Here is an 18084-nt window from a genome sequence, read left to right as displayed (position 1 = left end):
AGGAGCAAGGAACGACGATGTCCCTTTCTGAATTCGGACGGCGTAACGCCGTCGCAGTCACGGTCGCGCTCGCGGCCCTCATGGGCGCCGGTCTGGTGGTGGCGGCACCCCTCTCGGCGAATGCGGTCACACCGAGGGGCGCCTCGGCGAACGGGGCCGCCGGCCCCTCGTTTGCCGGCTACACCGACAAGACAGCTCTCCGCGACACCGGCCGCAGCGCCGTCGCGACGGGCACACTGTCGGTCGCGGACGGGACTGCCCCGGACGGCGCAGGGACGACCTACTACGTCGACGCGCAGTCGGGCGACGACGGCGCTGCAGGCACCTCGCAGGTGACGGCGTGGAAGAGCTTCGCGAGAGTCAACGCCACGGACTTCCAACCCGGCGACCGCATCCTTCTCAAGGCAGGCAGCAGCTGGTCGGCCTCGGGCTCTACCGTCGCTCGGGAGGCGTACGACTACACCACCTGGAGCGGCAGCACCGCCACGGATGTCAACGCGCAGGCCCCGACCGCATTGCTCGCACCAAAAGGGTCCGGCACGGCGGCGGCTCCCATCGTTCTCTCGAGCTATGGCACGGGTGCCGCGCCGGAGCTCGATGGCCGCGGGGTCGTCAACGATGTCGTGCAGCTGACCAATCAGCAGCATTGGGACATCTCTCAGCTAGTGGTCAGCAACAAGACCGACGGCTTCGACGCGACACGGTTCACGCCTGCGGCGAACTACGGTCAGGTGCCGGGTGAGGAGAATCCTGCTCAGGGAGATCTGCGGGGCATCCACGTCCAGGGCGAGAACGCCGGCACTTTGAGCGGCTTCGACATTCATGGCGTCTTCATCCGCGACGTCAGCGGCGTCACCTGGTCGGTGAGCGGTGCCGGGCTCGATCGGTCGAAACGGACCGGCGGCATCCTTTTCGAGGGGCTCAAGGGCGACGGTCACACGGTGTCGCGATTCGATGACGTCACCGTTCAGGGCAACATCGTCGCGAACACGTCATTCGGGAACATCGTCTTCAAGCAGTTCTCCGGCATGGGGACGAACCGTTACCAGGACATGCCTCCGGGGTGGGGTGACCGGGCCGTGGCGAAGGCGGCCGCCGACGGCACCATTACGGAGGATCCGAATTGGCGCCCCCACACTCACATCGAAATCTCCGGCAACTACTTGACGAACGCGGGCACTCAGTACGGGTGGGATGCGATGTACCTCACCAGCGTGCAGGCCGCCACGGTCGACGGCAACGTGATCGACGGCGCAGGTGTTTCCGGCATCGAGATGTATTACTCCGACAATGTCGCGGTGCAGAACAACGACGTGGGAAACCTCGCCGGCCGCTCCGGCGCTGCCGATTCCAACGGCATCGACGGCGATCGCGGCACGTCCAACATCCTGATCCAGGGCAATGACATCCACGACTCCGGCGAGGGCGTCCTGCTGTGCGGGTTCACGTTCGGCACGTCGGTCGTCCGCTACAACCTCATTCGAGACATCGGCCGGAACTACGTCAACCCGCATGGCGACAGCGGCGTCAACGTGATCTACAGCAACCTGATGTACAACACGACGAAGCCGGTCAGCAACAACACGGTCGGCTTCTTCGAGTCCTCGGGCAGCGCATCGACGTACCTCGTCTCGAAGAACCCGCACTACGTGATCGACAACGTGTTCGTCAACGCCCGTGCGGACGTGTCCGGTGCGGCCTTCCGCACCGGGTTCCCTGGGGTGACGTTCGACAGCAACGCGTACTACGGTCCGATGGTCGCCGCGCCGACGACGGCGGACGCGCACGCGATCGTCGCAGATCCGCGCCTCGGGGGGAACCCGGCGGACGATCTCCGCAATGCTGTGCCCACCTCGGCCCTTTCGCCGCTCGTCGGGGCAGGGCGAGCCGTCGACCTCTCGGCGATCGTCCCCGGGTTCAGCGCCTCAGGCGCCTCGGGGCAGAGTCAGCTTCCGGTCAGCGTCGACTTCTTCGGGCGCAGCATCCAGAATCCGCCGAGCGTAGGCCCCGCCTCGTACGTTCCGGCTGCGGGCCGCGGGCTGGTGACAGGCGTCGTGACGGATGCGGACGGTCTCGCGGTCGCCGGGGCGACAGTCTCGTACGGCGCCAGCACCACGACCGCGGATGGGAGCGGCCGGTATGCGGTCGAAGCCCTGGCGGGGTCGTTGAACCTCGTCCCGTCCGCGACCGGGTATGCCGACGGCACGCCGGTCACGGTGACCCTGGCAGACGGGGAGACGCGAGGGCAGAACCTCATGCTCGGGGCCACGACCGTGACGAATGGAACGATTGCCGGAACGGTCACATCGGCGGGCAGCGGAATCGCGGGCGCCACCATCACCGTCTCCCAGGAAGGAGTCCCCATCACGTCGGGGGCGACGGGCAGCGACGGCACGTTCGCGATCACGGGCGTGGCGCGCGGCAGCGGATACACCGTCTCCGCGGAGAAGGACGGCTTCAAGATCGCGACCCAGGCTGATGTCACGGTCGCGGCCGCACGCACGGTCGTCGTGTCGCTGATCCTGCAGCGCGAGGCCACGGCGACCCGGTATGCGATCGACGAGACTTTCGATGCGGAGCCGACCGGCGCGTTCACCCAGTCGACCGACGGCGTGCTGAAGGCGGTGTCGACGTCCTCGTCCCTCGGGACGATCGCGATCATCGACGACGCCGCCGCTCCGGGCAACAAGTACCTGCGTATCAACAAGTCGACCTCGAGTTCCGGCACCCTGGGCGTCTACAACGCCACAGCGCAGAACCTCGTCGGCACGGTGACGATCGAGGCGCGCGTGCAGCGGACGACGACGAACAGCGGTGCGAACCAGCTGGGGATGTACTCGTATGCGGCGAGCAGCTGGGTCCCGACGAATCCAGCCGGATCGACCAACCCGTCCGCTACCTTCGCCTTCTCGGGTGGGAACATCATCACTCACAACGTGACGGGCGCCAGCACCACGAAGACTGTCGCTCCGTACCAGGCGGGCCGGTGGTACACCCTGCGCAACGTCGTCAACCTCGACGCCGGCACCTTCGACTTCTACGTCGATGACATGTCGACGCCTGTGCTCACGAACCAGCCCCTGCGCACCAGGGTCAGCTCGCTCGACGACTTCCTCTTCTTCATCAACGGCTCGAATGTCGGTGACATGCTGGTCGACTACTTCCGCGTGAACACCGGAACGCCGTACGGCCACGATGACACCTCGATGTCGACGGTCAGCGCGTCGAGCGGGGGAGCGGATGTCCCCCTCGAGCCATCGGCCGATGGGCTGACCTGGTCAGGCGGGGTCGAACCGTTCGCCTCGACGGCGACCGTCACCGCGTCGCCATCGAGCGGCTTCTCGCGCGTCTCGATCAACGGAACCGATGTCGGCACTGGCGGGTCGGTCGATGTCCCCCTCGCCGGGGGCGCACCGGACGCCGCGGTCCTCGTGACCGACGTTCCCGTGGTCGTCTCCGCCGAGAGCGGTGCGCAGAAGACCTTTGTCGTGGCGATCTCGCGCACGAACCCCTCGCAGTTGAGCGTGCTGCGCGATCTGTCGGTCGACGGCCACGCGATGACACCCTCCTTCGCCCCGGGTCTCAACGGCGCGGACAACCCGTATGTCGTCACCGATGAGCTGGCCTCCGATGCGACATCGGTCTCACTGACACTGCGGCGAGGCTGGGACGGGCAGGACGTTGAGGTGAACGGCACGTCGCTCGCGCCAGGGGCGACACAGGCGTGGGTCGATCTCGTCGACGGGGAAAACGCCATCGTGGTCACCGCGGACTCGTATGCGGGCGATCTCGGCACGTATGTGATCATCGTGAAGCGCGCCCCGGCGCCGCATCCCGTCGCCGTCGATGTCGCGGCATCCGTCGTCAAGAAGACCGGAAGCCAGAATGAGCTGACTCTCGCCGTGACCGAATCGATGAGTGACGGAACGTCGCAGGTCTTCCGTGACACGTTCACGATCGCGAACAACGCGGTGGGAACCTATCCGGTCGGCCCCTACCGGCTGTACGTCGACACGAAGGGCAACACCATCATCCGCGTGGCGCGCATCATCGAGTAGCGCCCCCAGTCCGGCGGAGGGCCGCCTGTGTCGCCCCCCGCCGGATTGCGCTTCCCATCATGCTTCGCTACGCTCGGAAAGCGCTTACCCTTATTCTCCCTCGCTCGATCCACGACAAGGAATTCCGAACATGTCAGAGTTGCCCACCCCAGCACCCCTCGCGACCACCCGCGAGATCGGCATCATCATGAACGGCGTCTCCGGGCGCATGGGCTACCGCCAGCATCTGGTGCGCTCGATCCTCGCGATCCGCGACCAGGGCGGCATCGAGCTGCCCGACGGATCCCGCGTCACCGTGAAGCCGATCCTGGTCGGGCGCAGCGAGCAGAAGCTTGCCGAGATCGCCGCCGAGCACGGCATCGCCGACTGGACCACCGACCTCGACGCGGCGCTCGCGGATCCGCAGTGGGAGATCTACGCCGACTTCCTCGTCACCAAGGCGCGCGCCACCGCGATCCGCAAGGCCATCGCCGCGGGCAAGGCGATCTACACCGAGAAGCCCACCGCCGAGTCGGTCGAGGAGGCCCTCGAGCTCGCCCGCCTGGCCAAGACCGCCGGTGTGAAGACCGGCGTCGTGCACGACAAGCTCTACCTGCCCGGTCTGCAGAAGCTCAAGCGACTCATCGACTCCGGCTTCTTCGGGCGGATCCTGTCGGTGCGGGGCGAGTTCGGGTACTGGGTGTTCGAGGGCGACTGGCAGCCCGCGCAGCGGCCCAGCTGGAACTATCGCACCGAAGACGGTGGCGGCATCATCAGCGACATGTTCCCGCACTGGAACTACGTGCTCGAGAACCTGTTCGGCGAGGTCAAGAGCGTCTACGCGCAGGCCGCCGTGCACATCGCCGACCGCTGGGACGAGAACGGCGCGCACTACACCGCCACGGCCGAAGACGCCGCGTACGGCATCTTCGAGCTCGACGGCGGCATCGTGGCCGAGATCAACTCCAGCTGGACGGTGCGCGTGAACCGTGACGAGCTGGTCGAGTTCCAGGTCGACGGCACGCACGGATCCGCCGTGGTCGGCCTGTTCGGAGCCAAGATCCAGCACCGCAACGCCACGCCGAAGCCGGTGTGGAACCCCGACCTCGCTGACGCCCACGACTACGACGCGGACTGGGCCGAGGTACCCGTGAACGACGTGTTCCTGAACGGCTTCCGCCAGCAGTGGGAGGAGTACCTCGAGTCGTATGTGCTCGGAACGGAATATGAGTTCGATCTGCTCGCGGGCGCGCGCGGCGTGCAGCTCGCCGAAGCGGGTCTGCAGTCCTCCGCTGAGGGCCGCAAGATCGCGCTGCCCGCGCTGAGCCTGGACTGAGGCGGATCCCATGACCACGATCCGCCTGCTCGCCGCGTCCGGCGCCGCCTCCGTGGTGCCGCTGAACGATGCCGGCGCGTACGTCCGCCCGACCGCACCCCTGCAGAGCCGCGTCGCCTACGCCGCCGCGCACGTCGTGCCGAAGGCCTACGCCGACAACACCCCCGGGCAGCCCGCCGACATCGACTGGGACGCCACGCTCGCGTTCCGCCGCAACATGTACTCCTGGGGGCTCGGCGTCGCCGACGCCATGGACACCGCGCAGCGCAACATGGGCCTGGACGCCGCGGCGACCCGCGAGCTCATCGCCCGCAGCGCCGAGGTGGCGCGCGAGGAGGGCGGATCCGTCGTGGTCGGCGTGAACACGGACCATGTCGAGGAGGAGCGGATCTCGCTGCAGCAGGTGATCGACGCCTACACGGAGCAGCTGCACTTCACCGAGGAGCAGGGGGCGGGGCCGGTGCTCATGGCCTCGCGCCATCTCGCCCGTGTGGCCGAGTCGCGCACCGACTATCTGCGCGTGTACGCCGCCGTGCTGCAGCAGGCGACGACGCCGGTCGTGCTGCACTGGCTCGGCACCGCGTTCGATCCGCAGCTGGAGGGGTACTTCGGATCCTCCGACTGGCGCGAGGCGTCCGACACGCTGCTGCGCATCATCGCCGAGAACCCAGGCAAGGTCGCGGGCGTGAAGATGAGCCTGCTGAACGCCGAGTCCGAGATCGCGGTGCGCGCGCAGCTGCCGGACGGCGTGCGCATGTTTACCGGTGACGACTTCAACTACGTCGGCCTGATCGGGGACTCCGGATCGGCATCGGTCCCCGGCGCCGCGAGTGCACGGGAAGCTGCCGAGGACACGGGATCTTCGCGTGAACGCGGCGTGCACTCGGCAGGATCCGGGGCAGTCGACGTCGGCGCGGCGGACCACGCGTCGAATCGCACCCACTCCGACGCGCTGCTCGGGGCCTTCGCGGCGATCACCCCGGTCGCCTCGGCCGCGATCCAGGCGCTCGACGCCGGCAATCCCGCCCGCTACCTGGAGATCCTCGGCCCGACCGAAGAGCTCAGCCGCCAGGTGTTCGCCGCGCCGACGTTCTACTACAAGACCGGCGTCGCGTTCCTCGCCTGGCTGAACGGGCACCAGCCCGCGTTCCAAATGGTCGGCGGACTGCACTCCGCGCGCAGCCTGCCGCACCTCAGCCGCATCGTCGAGCTCGCCAACGCGTCGCTCGCGCTGGAGGATCCGGAGCTCGCCCGGGAACGCTGGCACGGCATGCTCGAGCTGAGCGGAGTCGGAGCATGACCCTTCGACAAGCCCAGGGACCGGATCCGCGCCTGTCGATCAACCAGGCCACGATCAAGTACGCCGACCTCGCCACCGCGCTCCGCATCACCGCGGAGGCGGGCGTGCAGGGGATCGGGCTGTGGCGGGAGCCCGTCAACGAGGTCGGCCTCGATGTCGCGGCGCGCATGCTCGCCGACTCCGGGCTGCGCTTCACCACGCACTGCCGCGGCGGGTTCTTCACCCTGCCGGACGGGCCGGAGCGCCGCGCCGCGCTGGACGACAACCGCCGCGCGATCGAGGAGACGGCCGCGCTCGCCGCCGCGGGAGCCGACGGATCCACCGCCGTGCTCGTCCTCGTCGCGGGCGGGCTGCCGGAGGGATCCCGCGACCTGAGCGGTGCGCGTGAGCGCGTGCGTGACGCGATCGGCGCGCTCGCCGCTGACGCGCAGGCCGCCGGTGTGACCCTCGCGATCGAGCCGCTGCACCCGATGTTCGGATCCGACCGCTGCGTCGTGTCGACGCTGGGGCAGGCGCTCGACATCGCCGCCGACTTCGCGCCCGAGGTCGTGGGTGTCGCGGTCGACACGTTCCACATCTGGTGGGATCCGCAGGTGCTCGACCAGATCGCCCGCGCCGGGCGCGAGGGCCGGATCGCGACCTACCAGGTGTGCGATTGGGCCACACCGCTGCCGGCGGACGTGCTGCTCAGCCGGCACTATCCGGGCGACGGGATCATCGACTTCGGCTCGCTCACGAGCGCCGTCGTGGCGACCGGCTACGACCGCGACATCGAGGTCGAGATCTTCAACGCCGACATCTGGGCGACCGACCCCGCCGAGGCCGTCCGCCGCACCGCGGAGTCGTTCGCCGCCGCCGTCTCCCCGCACCTGCCCTGACCGATCGACCTTCGGTCAGAGAGGGCATGAAAGGGTGAAGTCATGAGCATCCGACCGGGGCTGTGCTCCGTCACCTTCCGGCAGCTGGATCCTGCCGCACTCGCCACGCTCGCGGCGCGCGCGGGGCTCAGCGTCATCGAGTGGGGCGGCGACGTGCACGTGCCGCCGGGCGATCCGGCACGCGCGGCCGAGGTCGCGCGGATCACGGCCGACGCCGGGCTCGCGGTGTGTTCGTACGGCTCCTACTTCCGCGCCGACGCGGGAGAGGAGATCGGAGCGATCCTCGACTCCGCGGAGGCGCTCGGCGCGGACCGGATCCGGGTGTGGGCGGGGAGGATCGGATCCGCTGACGCGACGCCCGCGGAGCGCGCGGAGACCATCGACGCCCTGGCGCGCGCAGCTGAGCAGGCCGGACGACGCCGCGTCGGACTCGCGCTGGAGTTTCACGGCGGCACCCTCGCTGACGATGCCGAGCAGACTCTGCGGGTGCTCGACGAGGTCGGCAGCCCGCACCTCTCCACCTACTGGCAGCCCACGGTCTCGGCATCCGATGCCGTAGCCGTCGCCGAGTACGAGCGGATCGCCGATCGGGTCTCGGCCGTGCACGTGTTCTCGTGGTGGCCGGCTGCCGAGCGGCTGCCGCTCAACGCTCGGGACGGCCTGTGGCGGGCGTTCTCCGCCGCGGCCGCCGTCGCTCCGGCACCGCCGCGCGACGCGCTGCTCGAGTTCGTGCCCGACGACGATCCCGCCACCCTGGCCGCCGAGGCCGCGGCACTGCGCGCGTACCTCGCCGGGCCCGCCGCGCCCACCGGGCCCACCGGGCCCGAGGGATCTCGATGACGTCGCGCCCGCCGCAGATGAGGCCGCGCCGCACTATGCTCGGGGCATGAACCCGGAAAGCCTTTCCCCGGCGGAGCCCGCCGCCGCGACGGGGGCTTCGTCCCGGGCGGAGCCCACGGCCGCGACCCGCGACGCCGCCCCGACGGATCCCACGACCCCGCCCGCATCGCCGTTCCCGCATGCCGCGACCCTGCACGACGTGGCCCGCGACGCCGGCGTCTCGCTCGCGACCGCCTCGCGCGTGCTGAACGGCTCGGAGCGCAAGGTCGCCGAGGCGTTCCGCGAACGGGTCGAGCGCGCCGCCGAGGCGCTCGGCTACACGCCCAACATGTCGGCGCAGGCGACCGCGCGCGGCCGGTCGCCGATCATCGCGCTGCTCGTGGCCGACATCGCCGACCCGTATTTCGGGCAGATCGCGGCAGGCGTCGCCCGAGGCGCCGACGAGCGCGGGCTGGTGGTGACCATCTCGATCACCGAGCGCGACCAGGATCGGGAGAACCGGATCCTGCGTGCCCTGCGCGGGCAGCGTCCGCAGGGGCTGATCCTCGCCGCCTCGCGCGCGGATCGCTCCGACGACACCGGAGTCGCCGGATCCGCCCCCTCCGAACTGGAGGCATTCGAACGCTACGGCGGCCGAGTCGTCGCGTTCGGAGACCGTCCGGACGTCGGCGGGGAGGGGCGGGGCGCGCGGTCGATCGTGATCGACAACGCGGGCGGCGCCGAAGCGCTCGGCCGGCGCATGGCCGCGCTCGGCTACCGCACCGCGATCGGCATCGGCGCCGCGGAGGGCGTGCGCACCTCGGACGACCGGCTCGGCGGCTTCGCCCGCGGCTTCGTGGCCGGCGGCGGCACGGTCGCACGGATCCACCGCGGCGACTTCCGCCGGGAGTCCGGAGCGAGCGCGATGACCGAGGCGCTCGCCGAGGGCGTCGAGCCCGGCACGCTGGTCTTCGGGATGAGCGACGTGGTCGCCCTGGGCGCGATCTCGGCGATCCGCGCGGCGGGGCGCCAGGTCGGCACGGACATCGCAGTGTGCGGTTTCGACGACGTCTCCGCGAGCAGCGACGTCTCGCCGTCGCTGACCACCGTGCGGGTGCCGTTGAACGAGGCGGGCTATCAGGCGTTCCGCGCCGTCGTCGACGAGGACTGGACGCAGGATCCGCTCCCGGTCGAGGTCATCGTGCGAGACAGCACCCCGGGCGTGGCGTGACCCCCGTCGTCATCGCGCCGGACAGCTTCAAGGGCACCGTCACCGCCGCCGACGCGGCCCGGGTGCTCGCCGACGGCTGGCGGGACGCGGATCCGGAGGCGCGGATCGAGTTGCGCCCGATGGCCGACGGCGGCGAGGGCACGGCGGACGCCTTCCTCGCCGCGGTGCCGGGAGCCGTGGCCATGCCGGTGCGGGTCATGGGGCCTGAAGGCGCACCGATCGATGCCTCCTGGGTGCTGCTTCCGCCGACCGCGGATGCGCCCGGGGGTACCGGGGTGGTGGATCTGGCCTCCACCTCCGGCATCGAACTGCTCGACGAACTGCGCCCGCTCGACGCCGACACCGCCGGCTTCGGCGAGGCGATCGCGGCCGCCCTCGACCATGGCGTGAGCCGGCTGATCCTCGGGATCGGATCCAGCGCATCCACCGACGGCGGCACCGGCATGCTGCGGGCGCTCGGCGCGCGGTTCCCCGACGGCGGCGGTGCGGAGGCCGTGCCGGGTGCGCGTGGATTGGCGTCGATCGCGACGGCCGACCTGTCCGGTCTGCGCCCCGCGCCGGATGTGCGCGTGCTCACGGACGTCACCAACCCGCTCACCGGACCGCGCGGCGCGGCCGCCGTGTTCGGGCCGCAGAAGGGCCTGGACGGCTCAGAAATCGCCCGCGCCGACACCGGGCTCGAGCGGCTAGCGGAACTGTTCGGCCAGGATCCCTCGATCCCCGGATCGGGAGCGGCCGGCGGCACGGGCGCGGCGCTGCTGGCCTGGGGCGGGCGGCTGGTCCCGGGGGCCGCGGAGGTGGCCCGGCTGTCCGGCCTCGCCGACGCGCTCGCCGGCGCGGACGTCGTGGTGACCGGAGAAGGATCCTACGACGGCCAGTCCGGAGACGGGAAGGTGCCGTCGTTCGTCGCGGCGCTCGCCCGCGCCGCCGGTGCGCGCGTCGTCGTCGTGGCGGGCCGGATCGCGCCGGACGCCGATCGCACGCTGTTCGACGAGGCGGTCTCGCTGACCGAACTCGCCGGATCACCCGAGGCGGCGATGGTCGATCCGCAGCGCTGGCTCCGCGAGGCCGGAGCGCGGCTGGCCCGGTCGGGCGCCGTGCGCTGAGGGGTCGTTGAGTGTGCTCACCAGGATCACCGCGTTTCGTCTCGCTGCTCCTTCGTCGCTGCTCGCTCAACGTCCCCGGGTATCGTTGATCAACGCGAATGCGCCGCCGCACTCCCCGGGGTCGTTGAGCGAGGACGGAGCGCAGCGACGACCGAGACGAAACGTGCGTTTCCGCGCCCCCGGGCTCGCCGGGCCTCAGGCGCCGAGAGCGGCGCTGACGACGGCTCGCGCCTCCTCCTGCACGCGGGCGAGGTGCTCGGGGCCGAGCAGCGACTCGGCGTAGAGCTTGTAGACGTCCTCGGTGCCGGACGGGCGGGCGGCGAACCAGGCGTGCTCGGTCTGCACCTTGAGACCGCCGATGGCCGCGCCGTTGCCGGGCGCGTGCGAGAGCTTGGCCGTGATCGGCTCGCCGGCGAGCTCGGTGGCGGTGACGGACTCCGGTGAGAGCCTGCCGAGCGTGGCCTTCTGCTCTGGGGTCGCGGGGGCGTCCACGCGCTGGTACGCGGAGGCGCCGAACTCCTGCTCCAGCTCGCGGTAGCGCTGCGACGGCGTCTTGCCGGTGACCGCGATGATCTCCGCGGCGAGCAGGCAGAGCAGGATCCCGTCCTTGTCGGTCGACCACACGGATCCGTCCCGGCGCAGGAACGAGGCGCCGGCCGACTCCTCGCCGCCGAACGCGACCGAGCCGTCGAGCAGCCCGGGAACGAACCACTTGAACCCGACGGGCACCTCGAGCAGGCGCCGGCCGAGCGACTCGGCGACCCGGTCGATGATCATCGACGACACCAGCGTCTTGCCGATCGCCGCGTCGCGGCTCCAGCCCTCGCGGTGCGAGAACAGGTAGTCGATCGCGACGGCGAGATAGTGGTTCGGGTTCATCAGGCCGGCGTCGGGGGTGACGATGCCGTGCCGGTCGGCGTCGGCGTCGTTGCCCGTGAGCACGTCGTAGTCGCCCTTCTTCGCGACCAGGGATGCCATCGCGGACGGCGAGGACGGATCCATCCGGATCTTCTCGTCCCAGTCCAGCGTCATGAAGCGCCAGGTCGGGTCGACCTCGGGGTTGACCACGGTCAGGTCGAGGCCGTGCATCTCCGCGATGAGGGCCCAGTATTCGACCGAGGCGCCGCCGAGCGGATCCGCCCCGATCCGCACCCCCGCGTTCTTGATCGCGTCGAGGTCGATGATCGACGGCAGATCGCGCACGTAGGCGTGACGGAAGTCGTAGGTGCCGAGACCACCCGCGTCGATGTCGGCGAAGCGCGTGCGCTTCACGCCCTCGAGCCCCTGCTCGATGAGCTCGTTCGCACGGTTGGCGATCCAGCCGGTCGCGTCGGTGTCGGCGGGGCCGCCGTGCGGGGGGTTGTACTTGAAGCCGCCGTCGCGCGGCGGGTTGTGCGACGGGGTGACCACGATGCCGTCGGCGCGGCCGGGCTCGTCGTCGGCGCGGTCGCGGTTGTAGGTGAGGATCGCGTGGCTGAGCGCGGGGGTCGGCACCCACGCATCGCGGGAGTCGACGAGCACGTCGACGCCGTTCGCGACGAGCACCTCGATCGCGCTGCGCTCGGCGGGACGGCTCAGGGCGTGCGTGTCGCGGCCGAGGAACAGCGGGCCCTCGATGCCCTGGGCCTTGCGGTAGTCGACGATCGCCTGGGTCGTGGCGAGGATGTGCTGTTCGTTGAAGCTGCCGCTCAGCGAGGATCCGCGGTGCCCGCTGGTGCCGAACACCACCCTCTCGGTCGCGACCTTCGGATCCGGGATCCGGTCGTAGTAGGCGGCGATCAGCTCGTCGACGTCGATCAGGTCGCTTTCCTCCGCGGGGAGGCCGGCACGGCTCGTCATGGGGATAGTCTGCCCCGCCCGGCGGTGGATCGCATCATCGTTTCGGAGCGGGTCCGCGGCACGCGGCCCCTGGCGCTTCGGCGGTGGGTGCGTCCGGAGACGTCACGGACGCGGCGCGCATCGCCGCTCGGACTAGGCTGATCGCCGTGACCGATCCCGCCGCCCGCCGCACGTACAGCTATCTCGGCCCCGCGGGGACCTTCACGGAGGCCGCGCTCGACCAGGTTCCCGAGGCGCGCGGGCACGACTGGCGTCCGGTGCACAACGTCGGCGAAGCCCTCTCGGACGTGCTCGAGGGCCGCAGCGACGCCGCGATGATCGCGATCGAGAACTCGGTCGAGGGCGGGGTCACGACGACGCTCGACGCCCTGGCCACGCTGCCCGGGCTCAGGATCGTCGGCGAATACCTGGTCAAGGTCGACTTCGTGCTGGTCGCCGCCCCCGGAACGCGAATCGAGGACGTGACCGTCATCGCCGCGCATCCGGTCGCCTACGCGCAGTGCTACGGCTGGCTCGGCGAGCACATCCCCCGGCACCAGCATGTCCCCGCGGCGAGCAACGTCGCCTCGGCGCTGGGGATCCTGGACGGATCCCTGCACGCCGACGCCGCGATCGCCGCCCCCGGGATCGTGGCGCACCACGAGCTCGAACTGCTCGCCGACAGCATCGGCGACAACGACAACGCCGTCACCCGGTTCGTGCTGGTCGCGCGCACGGTCGCGCCGTCGCCGCCCACCGGAGCGGACAAGACGTCGCTCATCGTCGAGCTCCCCGAAGACCACGCCGGCGCGCTGCTCGAACTGCTGGAGCAGTTCTCCACGCGAGGCATCAACCTGTCGCTGCTGCAGTCCCGGCCGATCGGCGACGAGCTGGGCCGGTACCGGTTCGTGCTCGATGCGGACGGCCACATCCAGGACGAGCGGATGGCCGATGCCCTGCTCGGCATCCGCCGGTTCAGCCCGCGGGTGGTCTACCTCGGCTCGTACCCCCGCGCCGACCGCCGCATCGTGCAGTACCCCGAGCGCTACGCCGACGACGTGTTCGTCGAGGCGAGGGACTGGCTGCGCGGCATCATCGCCGGCGAGCCCGAGGCGTAGTCGCGCCCGGATCCGCGACGCCCGGATCCGCGAGAAACCACATCCTGCATGAGACACCACGTCTGAGCAGGTGTCTCATGCAGAATCTGGTTTCTCGCGCCGGAGCCGTCACAGGCCGGACGGGGGTGGATCGTTCGGGGCTCGCTCGGCGCGCTCGAGTTCGTCTGCGGTGGGCGGCATCGCCCCCGCGCGCCCGACGGTGATGGCGGCGGACGTGGCCGCCATGCGGCCGATCGCCGCGAGGTCGGCCGCGGTGAGCTCCTCGAGCGCGGTCACCATGCCGGACGGGGCGGCGATCGCGGCGAGCAGGCCCGACATGTATGCGTCGCCGGCGCCGATCGTGTCGACGGCGACCGTCGGACGGGCCGGCACATGCACCGACGCGCCGGGGGAGTGCAGCGTGCTGCCCTCCGCGCCGCGCGTGATCGCGATCAGTCGCGCGCCCTGTGCCAGCAGGATCCCGGGGACCTCGTCCGCGCGCCCGGGGTACAGCCACTCGGCGTCCTCATCGCTCAGCTTGACGATCGTGGCGCGGGCGGCGAAGCGCTCGACGAGCCGGCGGCTCTCCTCGCGGGACGGCATGAGCGCGGGGCGGATGTTCGGATCGAAGCCGACCAGCACGTCGGAGGGGAGCGACTCGATCAGCTCGAGCACGCGCGGGCCTCCCGGTGCGCGGAACGCGCCGATGGATCCGACGTGCACCGCGTGCACGTCGTCGATGGACGGCGCCGTGCGGAACGTCCAGTCGATGTCGAACTCGTATGAGGCCGACCCGTCCGCGCCGATCCGGGCCAGCGCGGTCGAGGTCGGGCGGGATCCGTCGTCGGTCCGCGCGATCTCGACGCCCGCGGACGCGAGGTGCGCGGCGATCGCGGCGCCGTCGGCGTCGTTGCCGAACTCGGTCGCGAAGACCGTGCGGACGCCGAGCCGGCCGAGACCGAAGGCGACGTTGAGGGGACTGCCTCCGACGTGCCGAGAGAGCTCGCCGTCACGGTCGACGACGTCGATGAGCGCCTCGCCGATGACGAGGAAGCGCGGGCTCATGCGGGCACCGGTTCGAGCCAGGTCAGCGCGGATCCGCCGCCGATCACGAGGGGCGCGAGCTCTTCGTTGAACCGGGCGCAGTAGGCCGACCCCGCATGGGCGTCGAACGCCGCGTCGTCGGCATACTCCTCGTAGACGAAGAAGCGGTCGCGATCGTCCTGCAGCCGATGCGCGTCGAAGCGCACATTGCCGGGCTCGGCCGCGACGTCCCGGCGGTACCCGGCCACGAGCGATGCGACCGCATCGCCCGCGCCCGGGACCGCCTGGAACTCGGCGTACAGGTATCGCGCGCTCACAGCGTCTGCGCGCCCGTCATGATCGCGACGGCCTCGGACATCGTGTGCGACTGCGGCGTGATCGTGCCCGCGCGCTTGCCGAGGCGCTGGATGTGGATCCGGTCGGCGACCTCGAACACGTGCGGCATGTTGTGGCTGATCAGGATCACCGGCACGCCGCGGTCGCGCAGGCGCTTGATGAGCTCGAGCACCTGATTCGACTCGCGCACGCCGAGGGCGGCGGTGGGCTCGTCGAGCACGACGACCTTCGAGCCGAACGCCGCGGCGCGAGCCACGGCCACGGCCTGCCGCTGCCCGCCGGACAGGTTCTCGATCGGCACGGTGACGTCCTGCAGAGTCGAGATTCCCAGCGTGGTGAGCTCGTCGCGGGCGTTCTTGCGCATGGTCTTCGTGTCGAGCATGCGCAGCACGGATCCGAGGAATCCGGGCCGGCGCAGCTCGCGTCCGAGGTACATGTTCGACGCGACGTCCAGAGCGGGGGAGACGGCGAGCGACTGGTACACGGTCTCGATGCCGGCATCGCGGGCGTCCTGCGGGCGCTTGAAGTGCACGACCTCGCCGTCGAGGCGGAGTTCCCCGTCGTCGGGGATCTCGGCGCCGGTCAGGCATTTGATGAGGGTCGTCTTGCCGGCGCCGTTGTCGCCGATGATGGCCAGGACCTCGCCCGCGTACAGGTCGAGGCTGACGCCGTCGAGACCGACCACATGGCCGTAGGTCTTGACGAGCCGGCTGGCCGACAGGATGGGCGTGCGGGTGGCGGTTGCTGAGGCGTTCACTTGCGCACCTTCCGAATCCACTGATCGATGGAGACCGCGACGATCACGAGGATGCCGACGGCGAGGGTCTGGTAGAGCACGTCCAAGCCGGCGAGGGCGAGGCCGTTGCGGAACACGCCGACGATGAGCGCACCGAGGAGAGTACCCCAGATGTTGCCGCGACCGCCGAAGAGGCTCGTGCCGCCGATGACGACGGCGGTGATGGCGTTCAGGTTGGCGTCGACGGCGGCGTTCGGGCTGGACCCGAAGTCTCGGCCGATCTGGATCCAGGCGGCGAGGGCGACCACGGCACCGGCGACGACGTAGACGCTGAGCAGCACGCGGTTCACGCGGATGCCGCTGAGTCGCGCGGCCTCCTTGTCATCGCCGACGGCGTAGACGTGCCGTCCCCATGCGGTGCGGCCGAGCGTGAAGGCCAGCACGACATAGAGCAGGATCATCATCAGCACGCCGTAGGTGACGTCCACGCCGAGGTGGAACGTGGTCCCGGTCCAGGTGACGATGTCCGGCAGCTTGTTGCCCTGCACGGTCGCTCCGTTGGAGAGCAGCAGCGTGAGCGCGGTGAAGATGCTCAGGGTGCCGAGGGTGACGATGAACGGCGGCAGATTCAGCCGTGTGACGAGCACGCCGTTGATGAGGCCGGTGAGGATGCCGGCGACGAGCCCGACGAGCAGGGCGAGGATTCCCGGGACCCCCATCCCGGCGGCGGCGTTGCCGATCACGACCGAGCTCAAGACCATCGCGGCGCCGACGGACAGATCGATGCCGGCGGTCAGGATCACGAGCGTCTGTGCGACGCCCAGGGTGCCGATCACGGCGACCTGCTGCGTGATCAGGGAGAGGTTGTTCGGTGCGAGGAAGCGCGGGTTGATGACGCCGAACACGATGACCGCGACGACGAGGACGATGGCCGGGCTGATCGCCGGATAGCGGTAGAGCAGGGCGCGCACGCGCATGGCGGGGGTCTGCCGGGAAAGGAACGCGTCGGCGAGATGCAGCGCCGATGTGGGCGGATCCGCCTGCGGCGTCGGGGTGGAGGTGTCTGACATTGCGGTCTCCCGTAATCGGAGGGAAGGGGGAGGGGCGCCGGCGGCGATGCCGGCGCCCCGGGGATCACTTGCCCCAGCAGGTGCTGCTGGCGTCGGCGGTGGTGATGCTGTCGATGCCGGTCATCGCCTGGTCGGTGACGAGCTTCTGACCGGTGCTGAAGAAGTCGAGTCCGTCGCTGGGCTTCGGCTTCTCGCCGCCACGGGCGATCTTCGCGATGGCCTCCATGCCGAGCGAGGCCATCTTGGACGGGTACTGCTGCGAGGTCGCGCCGATGATGCCGTCCTTGACGTAGCCGACGCCGGTGCAGCCGCCGTCGATCGAGACGATCGTGACGTCCTTCTCCTTGCCGGCGGCCTTCAGGGCCTGGTAGGCGCCGTACGCGGCGGGCTCGTTGATCGTGTAGACGACGTTGATGTCGGGGTTCTTCGACAGCAGCGTCTCCATGGCGGAGCGGCCGCCGTCCTCCGCGCCCTGCGTCGGCTGGTGGCCGACGACCGTGTAGTCGCCGCCCTTGCCGCCGGTGTACTTTCCGCTCGCGGCCTCGGTGCCGTTCTTGCTCTTGTCCGGCACGGTGATGCCCATGCCCTTGAGGAAGCCCTGGTCGCGGTTGGTGTCGACCGAGACGATCTGGTCGCTGAACAGGTCGAGCATCGCGATCGTGGCCTTCTTGCCGTCGAGCTTCGCGGCGGTCCAGGTGCCGATCAGCTCGCCGGCGGCGAAGTTGTCGGTCGCGAACGTGATGTCGACGGAGTTCGCGGGATCCGGCACGGTGTCGAGGGCGATCACGTACAGGCCGGCTTTGCGGGCCTTCGCGATCTCGTTGTTTACGGCGGTGCCGTTGGGCGTGATCAGAATGCCCTTGTCGCCGCGCGAGATCGCATTCTCGATCGCCTGGATCTGGCTGTCGGTGTCGCCGTCCTTCTTGCCGGCGGCGAGGGTGAGCGTGACGTTGGCCTTCTTCGCGTCTGCCTTGGCCGCGTCCTCCATGGAGACGAAGTACGGGTTGGTGGTCGTCTTGACGATGAGCGTCACGCCGACCTGATCGTTCGCGCCGGGGGTGGATCCTCCACCGGCACCGCCGGAGGAGCAGGCGGCGAGCGAGAGAGCGGCGACGGCGGCCAGGGACACGGCGGCGGTCATCTTCGTGCGGCGGGTCATGTGGAATGGCATCTTTGCTGTCCTTACAGGATCGGGGCGACACCCCTGACAACGGTGTCAGATGTATGTTTAGCCCATCGGTTCGCGCGGCGCAACCGAAAGTTGAAAGAAAGTCGG

At 70.2% G+C, this 18084-nt stretch carries 14 protein-coding genes; 8 read left to right on the top strand and 6 right to left on the bottom strand.

The window, feature by feature from the left end; all coding sequences use genetic code 11:
• Positions 1-17 precede the first annotated feature (17 nt).
• The 7 genes from ABD882_RS12895 to ABD882_RS12865 all read left to right on the top strand — a co-directional run bounded on the left by ABD882_RS12895 (position 18) and on the right by ABD882_RS12865 (position 10707).
• Positions 18-4058 carry a carboxypeptidase regulatory-like domain-containing protein gene (locus ABD882_RS12895; protein ID WP_345187551.1) on the top strand — a complete coding sequence of 1347 codons (4041 nt, stop codon included), beginning with the start codon at positions 18-20 and terminating at the stop codon, positions 4056-4058.
• 130 nt (positions 4059-4188) lie between these two features.
• Complete coding sequence (locus tag ABD882_RS12890) at positions 4189-5373, top strand: Gfo/Idh/MocA family protein (protein ID WP_345187549.1); 1185 nt, start codon at positions 4189-4191, stop codon at positions 5371-5373.
• Positions 5374-5383: 10 nt separating this feature from the next.
• On the top strand, positions 5384-6673 hold the full coding sequence (locus ABD882_RS12885; protein ID WP_345187547.1) for a dihydrodipicolinate synthase family protein: 1290 nt from the start codon (positions 5384-5386) through the stop codon (positions 6671-6673).
• Entirely contained in the window at positions 6670-7551 is an 882-nt protein-coding gene (locus tag ABD882_RS12880; RefSeq protein WP_345187545.1) for a sugar phosphate isomerase/epimerase family protein, read from the top strand. Before ABD882_RS12885 ends, ABD882_RS12880 begins: the two co-directional genes overlap by 4 nt.
• A 42-nt stretch (positions 7552-7593) precedes the next feature.
• Positions 7594-8391, top strand: a complete 798-nt coding sequence (locus ABD882_RS12875) for a sugar phosphate isomerase/epimerase family protein (protein ID WP_345187544.1) — start codon at positions 7594-7596, stop codon at positions 8389-8391.
• A gap of 46 nt (positions 8392-8437) precedes the next feature.
• Positions 8438-9601, top strand: a complete 1164-nt coding sequence (locus ABD882_RS12870) for a LacI family DNA-binding transcriptional regulator (RefSeq protein WP_345187542.1) — start codon at positions 8438-8440, stop codon at positions 9599-9601.
• Positions 9598-10707 carry a glycerate kinase gene (locus ABD882_RS12865; RefSeq protein ID WP_345187540.1) on the top strand — a complete coding sequence of 370 codons (1110 nt, stop codon included), beginning with the start codon at positions 9598-9600 and terminating at the stop codon, positions 10705-10707. Before ABD882_RS12870 ends, ABD882_RS12865 begins: the two co-directional genes overlap by 4 nt.
• Positions 10708-10902: 195 nt before the next feature.
• On the opposite strand, the gene pgm is transcribed toward ABD882_RS12865, so the two are convergent.
• The gene (gene pgm, locus ABD882_RS12860) at positions 10903-12546 is read right to left on the bottom strand and encodes a phosphoglucomutase (alpha-D-glucose-1,6-bisphosphate-dependent) (RefSeq protein WP_345187537.1); all 1644 of its coding nucleotides are present in this window, start codon (positions 12544-12546) and stop codon (positions 10903-10905) included.
• A gap of 146 nt (positions 12547-12692) precedes the next feature.
• Here pgm and pheA point away from each other — a divergent pair, with 146 nt between their 5' ends.
• Positions 12693-13643 carry a prephenate dehydratase gene (pheA, locus tag ABD882_RS12855; RefSeq protein ID WP_345187536.1) on the top strand — a complete coding sequence of 317 codons (951 nt, stop codon included), beginning with the start codon at positions 12693-12695 and terminating at the stop codon, positions 13641-13643.
• 108 nt (positions 13644-13751) lie between these two features.
• Here pheA and ABD882_RS12850 read toward each other — a convergent pair whose 3' ends face one another.
• From ABD882_RS12850 to ABD882_RS12830, 5 genes are all read right to left on the bottom strand, one after another.
• Complete coding sequence (locus tag ABD882_RS12850) at positions 13752-14687, bottom strand: carbohydrate kinase family protein (RefSeq protein WP_345187534.1); 936 nt, start codon at positions 14685-14687, stop codon at positions 13752-13754.
• Entirely contained in the window at positions 14684-14983 is a 300-nt protein-coding gene (locus ABD882_RS12845) for a putative quinol monooxygenase (RefSeq protein WP_345187532.1), read from the bottom strand. The genes ABD882_RS12850 and ABD882_RS12845 overlap by 4 nt, the downstream gene beginning before the upstream one ends.
• Positions 14980-15759: an ATP-binding cassette domain-containing protein gene (locus tag ABD882_RS12840; protein ID WP_345187531.1), complete on the bottom strand. Its 780-nt coding sequence runs from the start codon at positions 15757-15759 to the stop codon at positions 14980-14982. The genes ABD882_RS12845 and ABD882_RS12840 overlap by 4 nt, the downstream gene beginning before the upstream one ends.
• Positions 15756-16808 (bottom strand): ABC transporter permease, encoded by a 1053-nt coding sequence (locus tag ABD882_RS12835; protein ID WP_345187529.1) that lies wholly within the window; start codon positions 16806-16808, stop codon positions 15756-15758. The genes ABD882_RS12840 and ABD882_RS12835 overlap by 4 nt, the downstream gene beginning before the upstream one ends.
• Before the next feature lie 64 nt (positions 16809-16872).
• Complete coding sequence (locus ABD882_RS12830; RefSeq protein ID WP_345187526.1) at positions 16873-17967, bottom strand: substrate-binding domain-containing protein; 1095 nt, start codon at positions 17965-17967, stop codon at positions 16873-16875.
• Between the last annotated feature and the right edge of the window lie 117 nt (positions 17968-18084).

Origin of the sequence: Microbacterium panaciterrae (assembly GCF_039541635.1) — a bacterium.
GTDB lineage: Bacteria > Actinomycetota > Actinomycetes > Actinomycetales > Microbacteriaceae > Microbacterium > Microbacterium panaciterrae.
This window is presented reverse-complemented; position numbering and strand designations above follow the sequence as displayed.

What these genes read in the sequence shown, in the direction of transcription:
- ABD882_RS12880 (WP_345187545.1), top strand. Translation starts at nt 6,670, where the DNA reads ATGACCCTTCGACAAGCCCAGGGACCGGATCCGCGCCTGTCGATCAAC.
- ABD882_RS12890 (WP_345187549.1), top strand. Translation starts at nt 4,189, where the DNA reads ATGTCAGAGTTGCCCACCCCAGCACCCCTCGCGACCACCCGCGAGATC.
- ABD882_RS12870 (WP_345187542.1), top strand. Translation starts at nt 8,438, where the DNA reads ATGAACCCGGAAAGCCTTTCCCCGGCGGAGCCCGCCGCCGCGACGGGG.
- ABD882_RS12830 (WP_345187526.1), bottom strand. Translation starts at nt 17,967, where the DNA reads ATGACCCGCCGCACGAAGATGACCGCCGCCGTGTCCCTGGCCGCCGTC.
- ABD882_RS12895 (WP_345187551.1), top strand. Translation starts at nt 18, where the DNA reads ATGTCCCTTTCTGAATTCGGACGGCGTAACGCCGTCGCAGTCACGGTC.
- ABD882_RS12835 (WP_345187529.1), bottom strand. Translation starts at nt 16,808, where the DNA reads ATGTCAGACACCTCCACCCCGACGCCGCAGGCGGATCCGCCCACATCG.
- ABD882_RS12875 (WP_345187544.1), top strand. Translation starts at nt 7,594, where the DNA reads ATGAGCATCCGACCGGGGCTGTGCTCCGTCACCTTCCGGCAGCTGGAT.
- ABD882_RS12885 (WP_345187547.1), top strand. Translation starts at nt 5,384, where the DNA reads ATGACCACGATCCGCCTGCTCGCCGCGTCCGGCGCCGCCTCCGTGGTG.
- pgm (WP_345187537.1), bottom strand. Translation starts at nt 12,546, where the DNA reads ATGACGAGCCGTGCCGGCCTCCCCGCGGAGGAAAGCGACCTGATCGAC.
- ABD882_RS12850 (WP_345187534.1), bottom strand. Translation starts at nt 14,687, where the DNA reads ATGAGCCCGCGCTTCCTCGTCATCGGCGAGGCGCTCATCGACGTCGTC.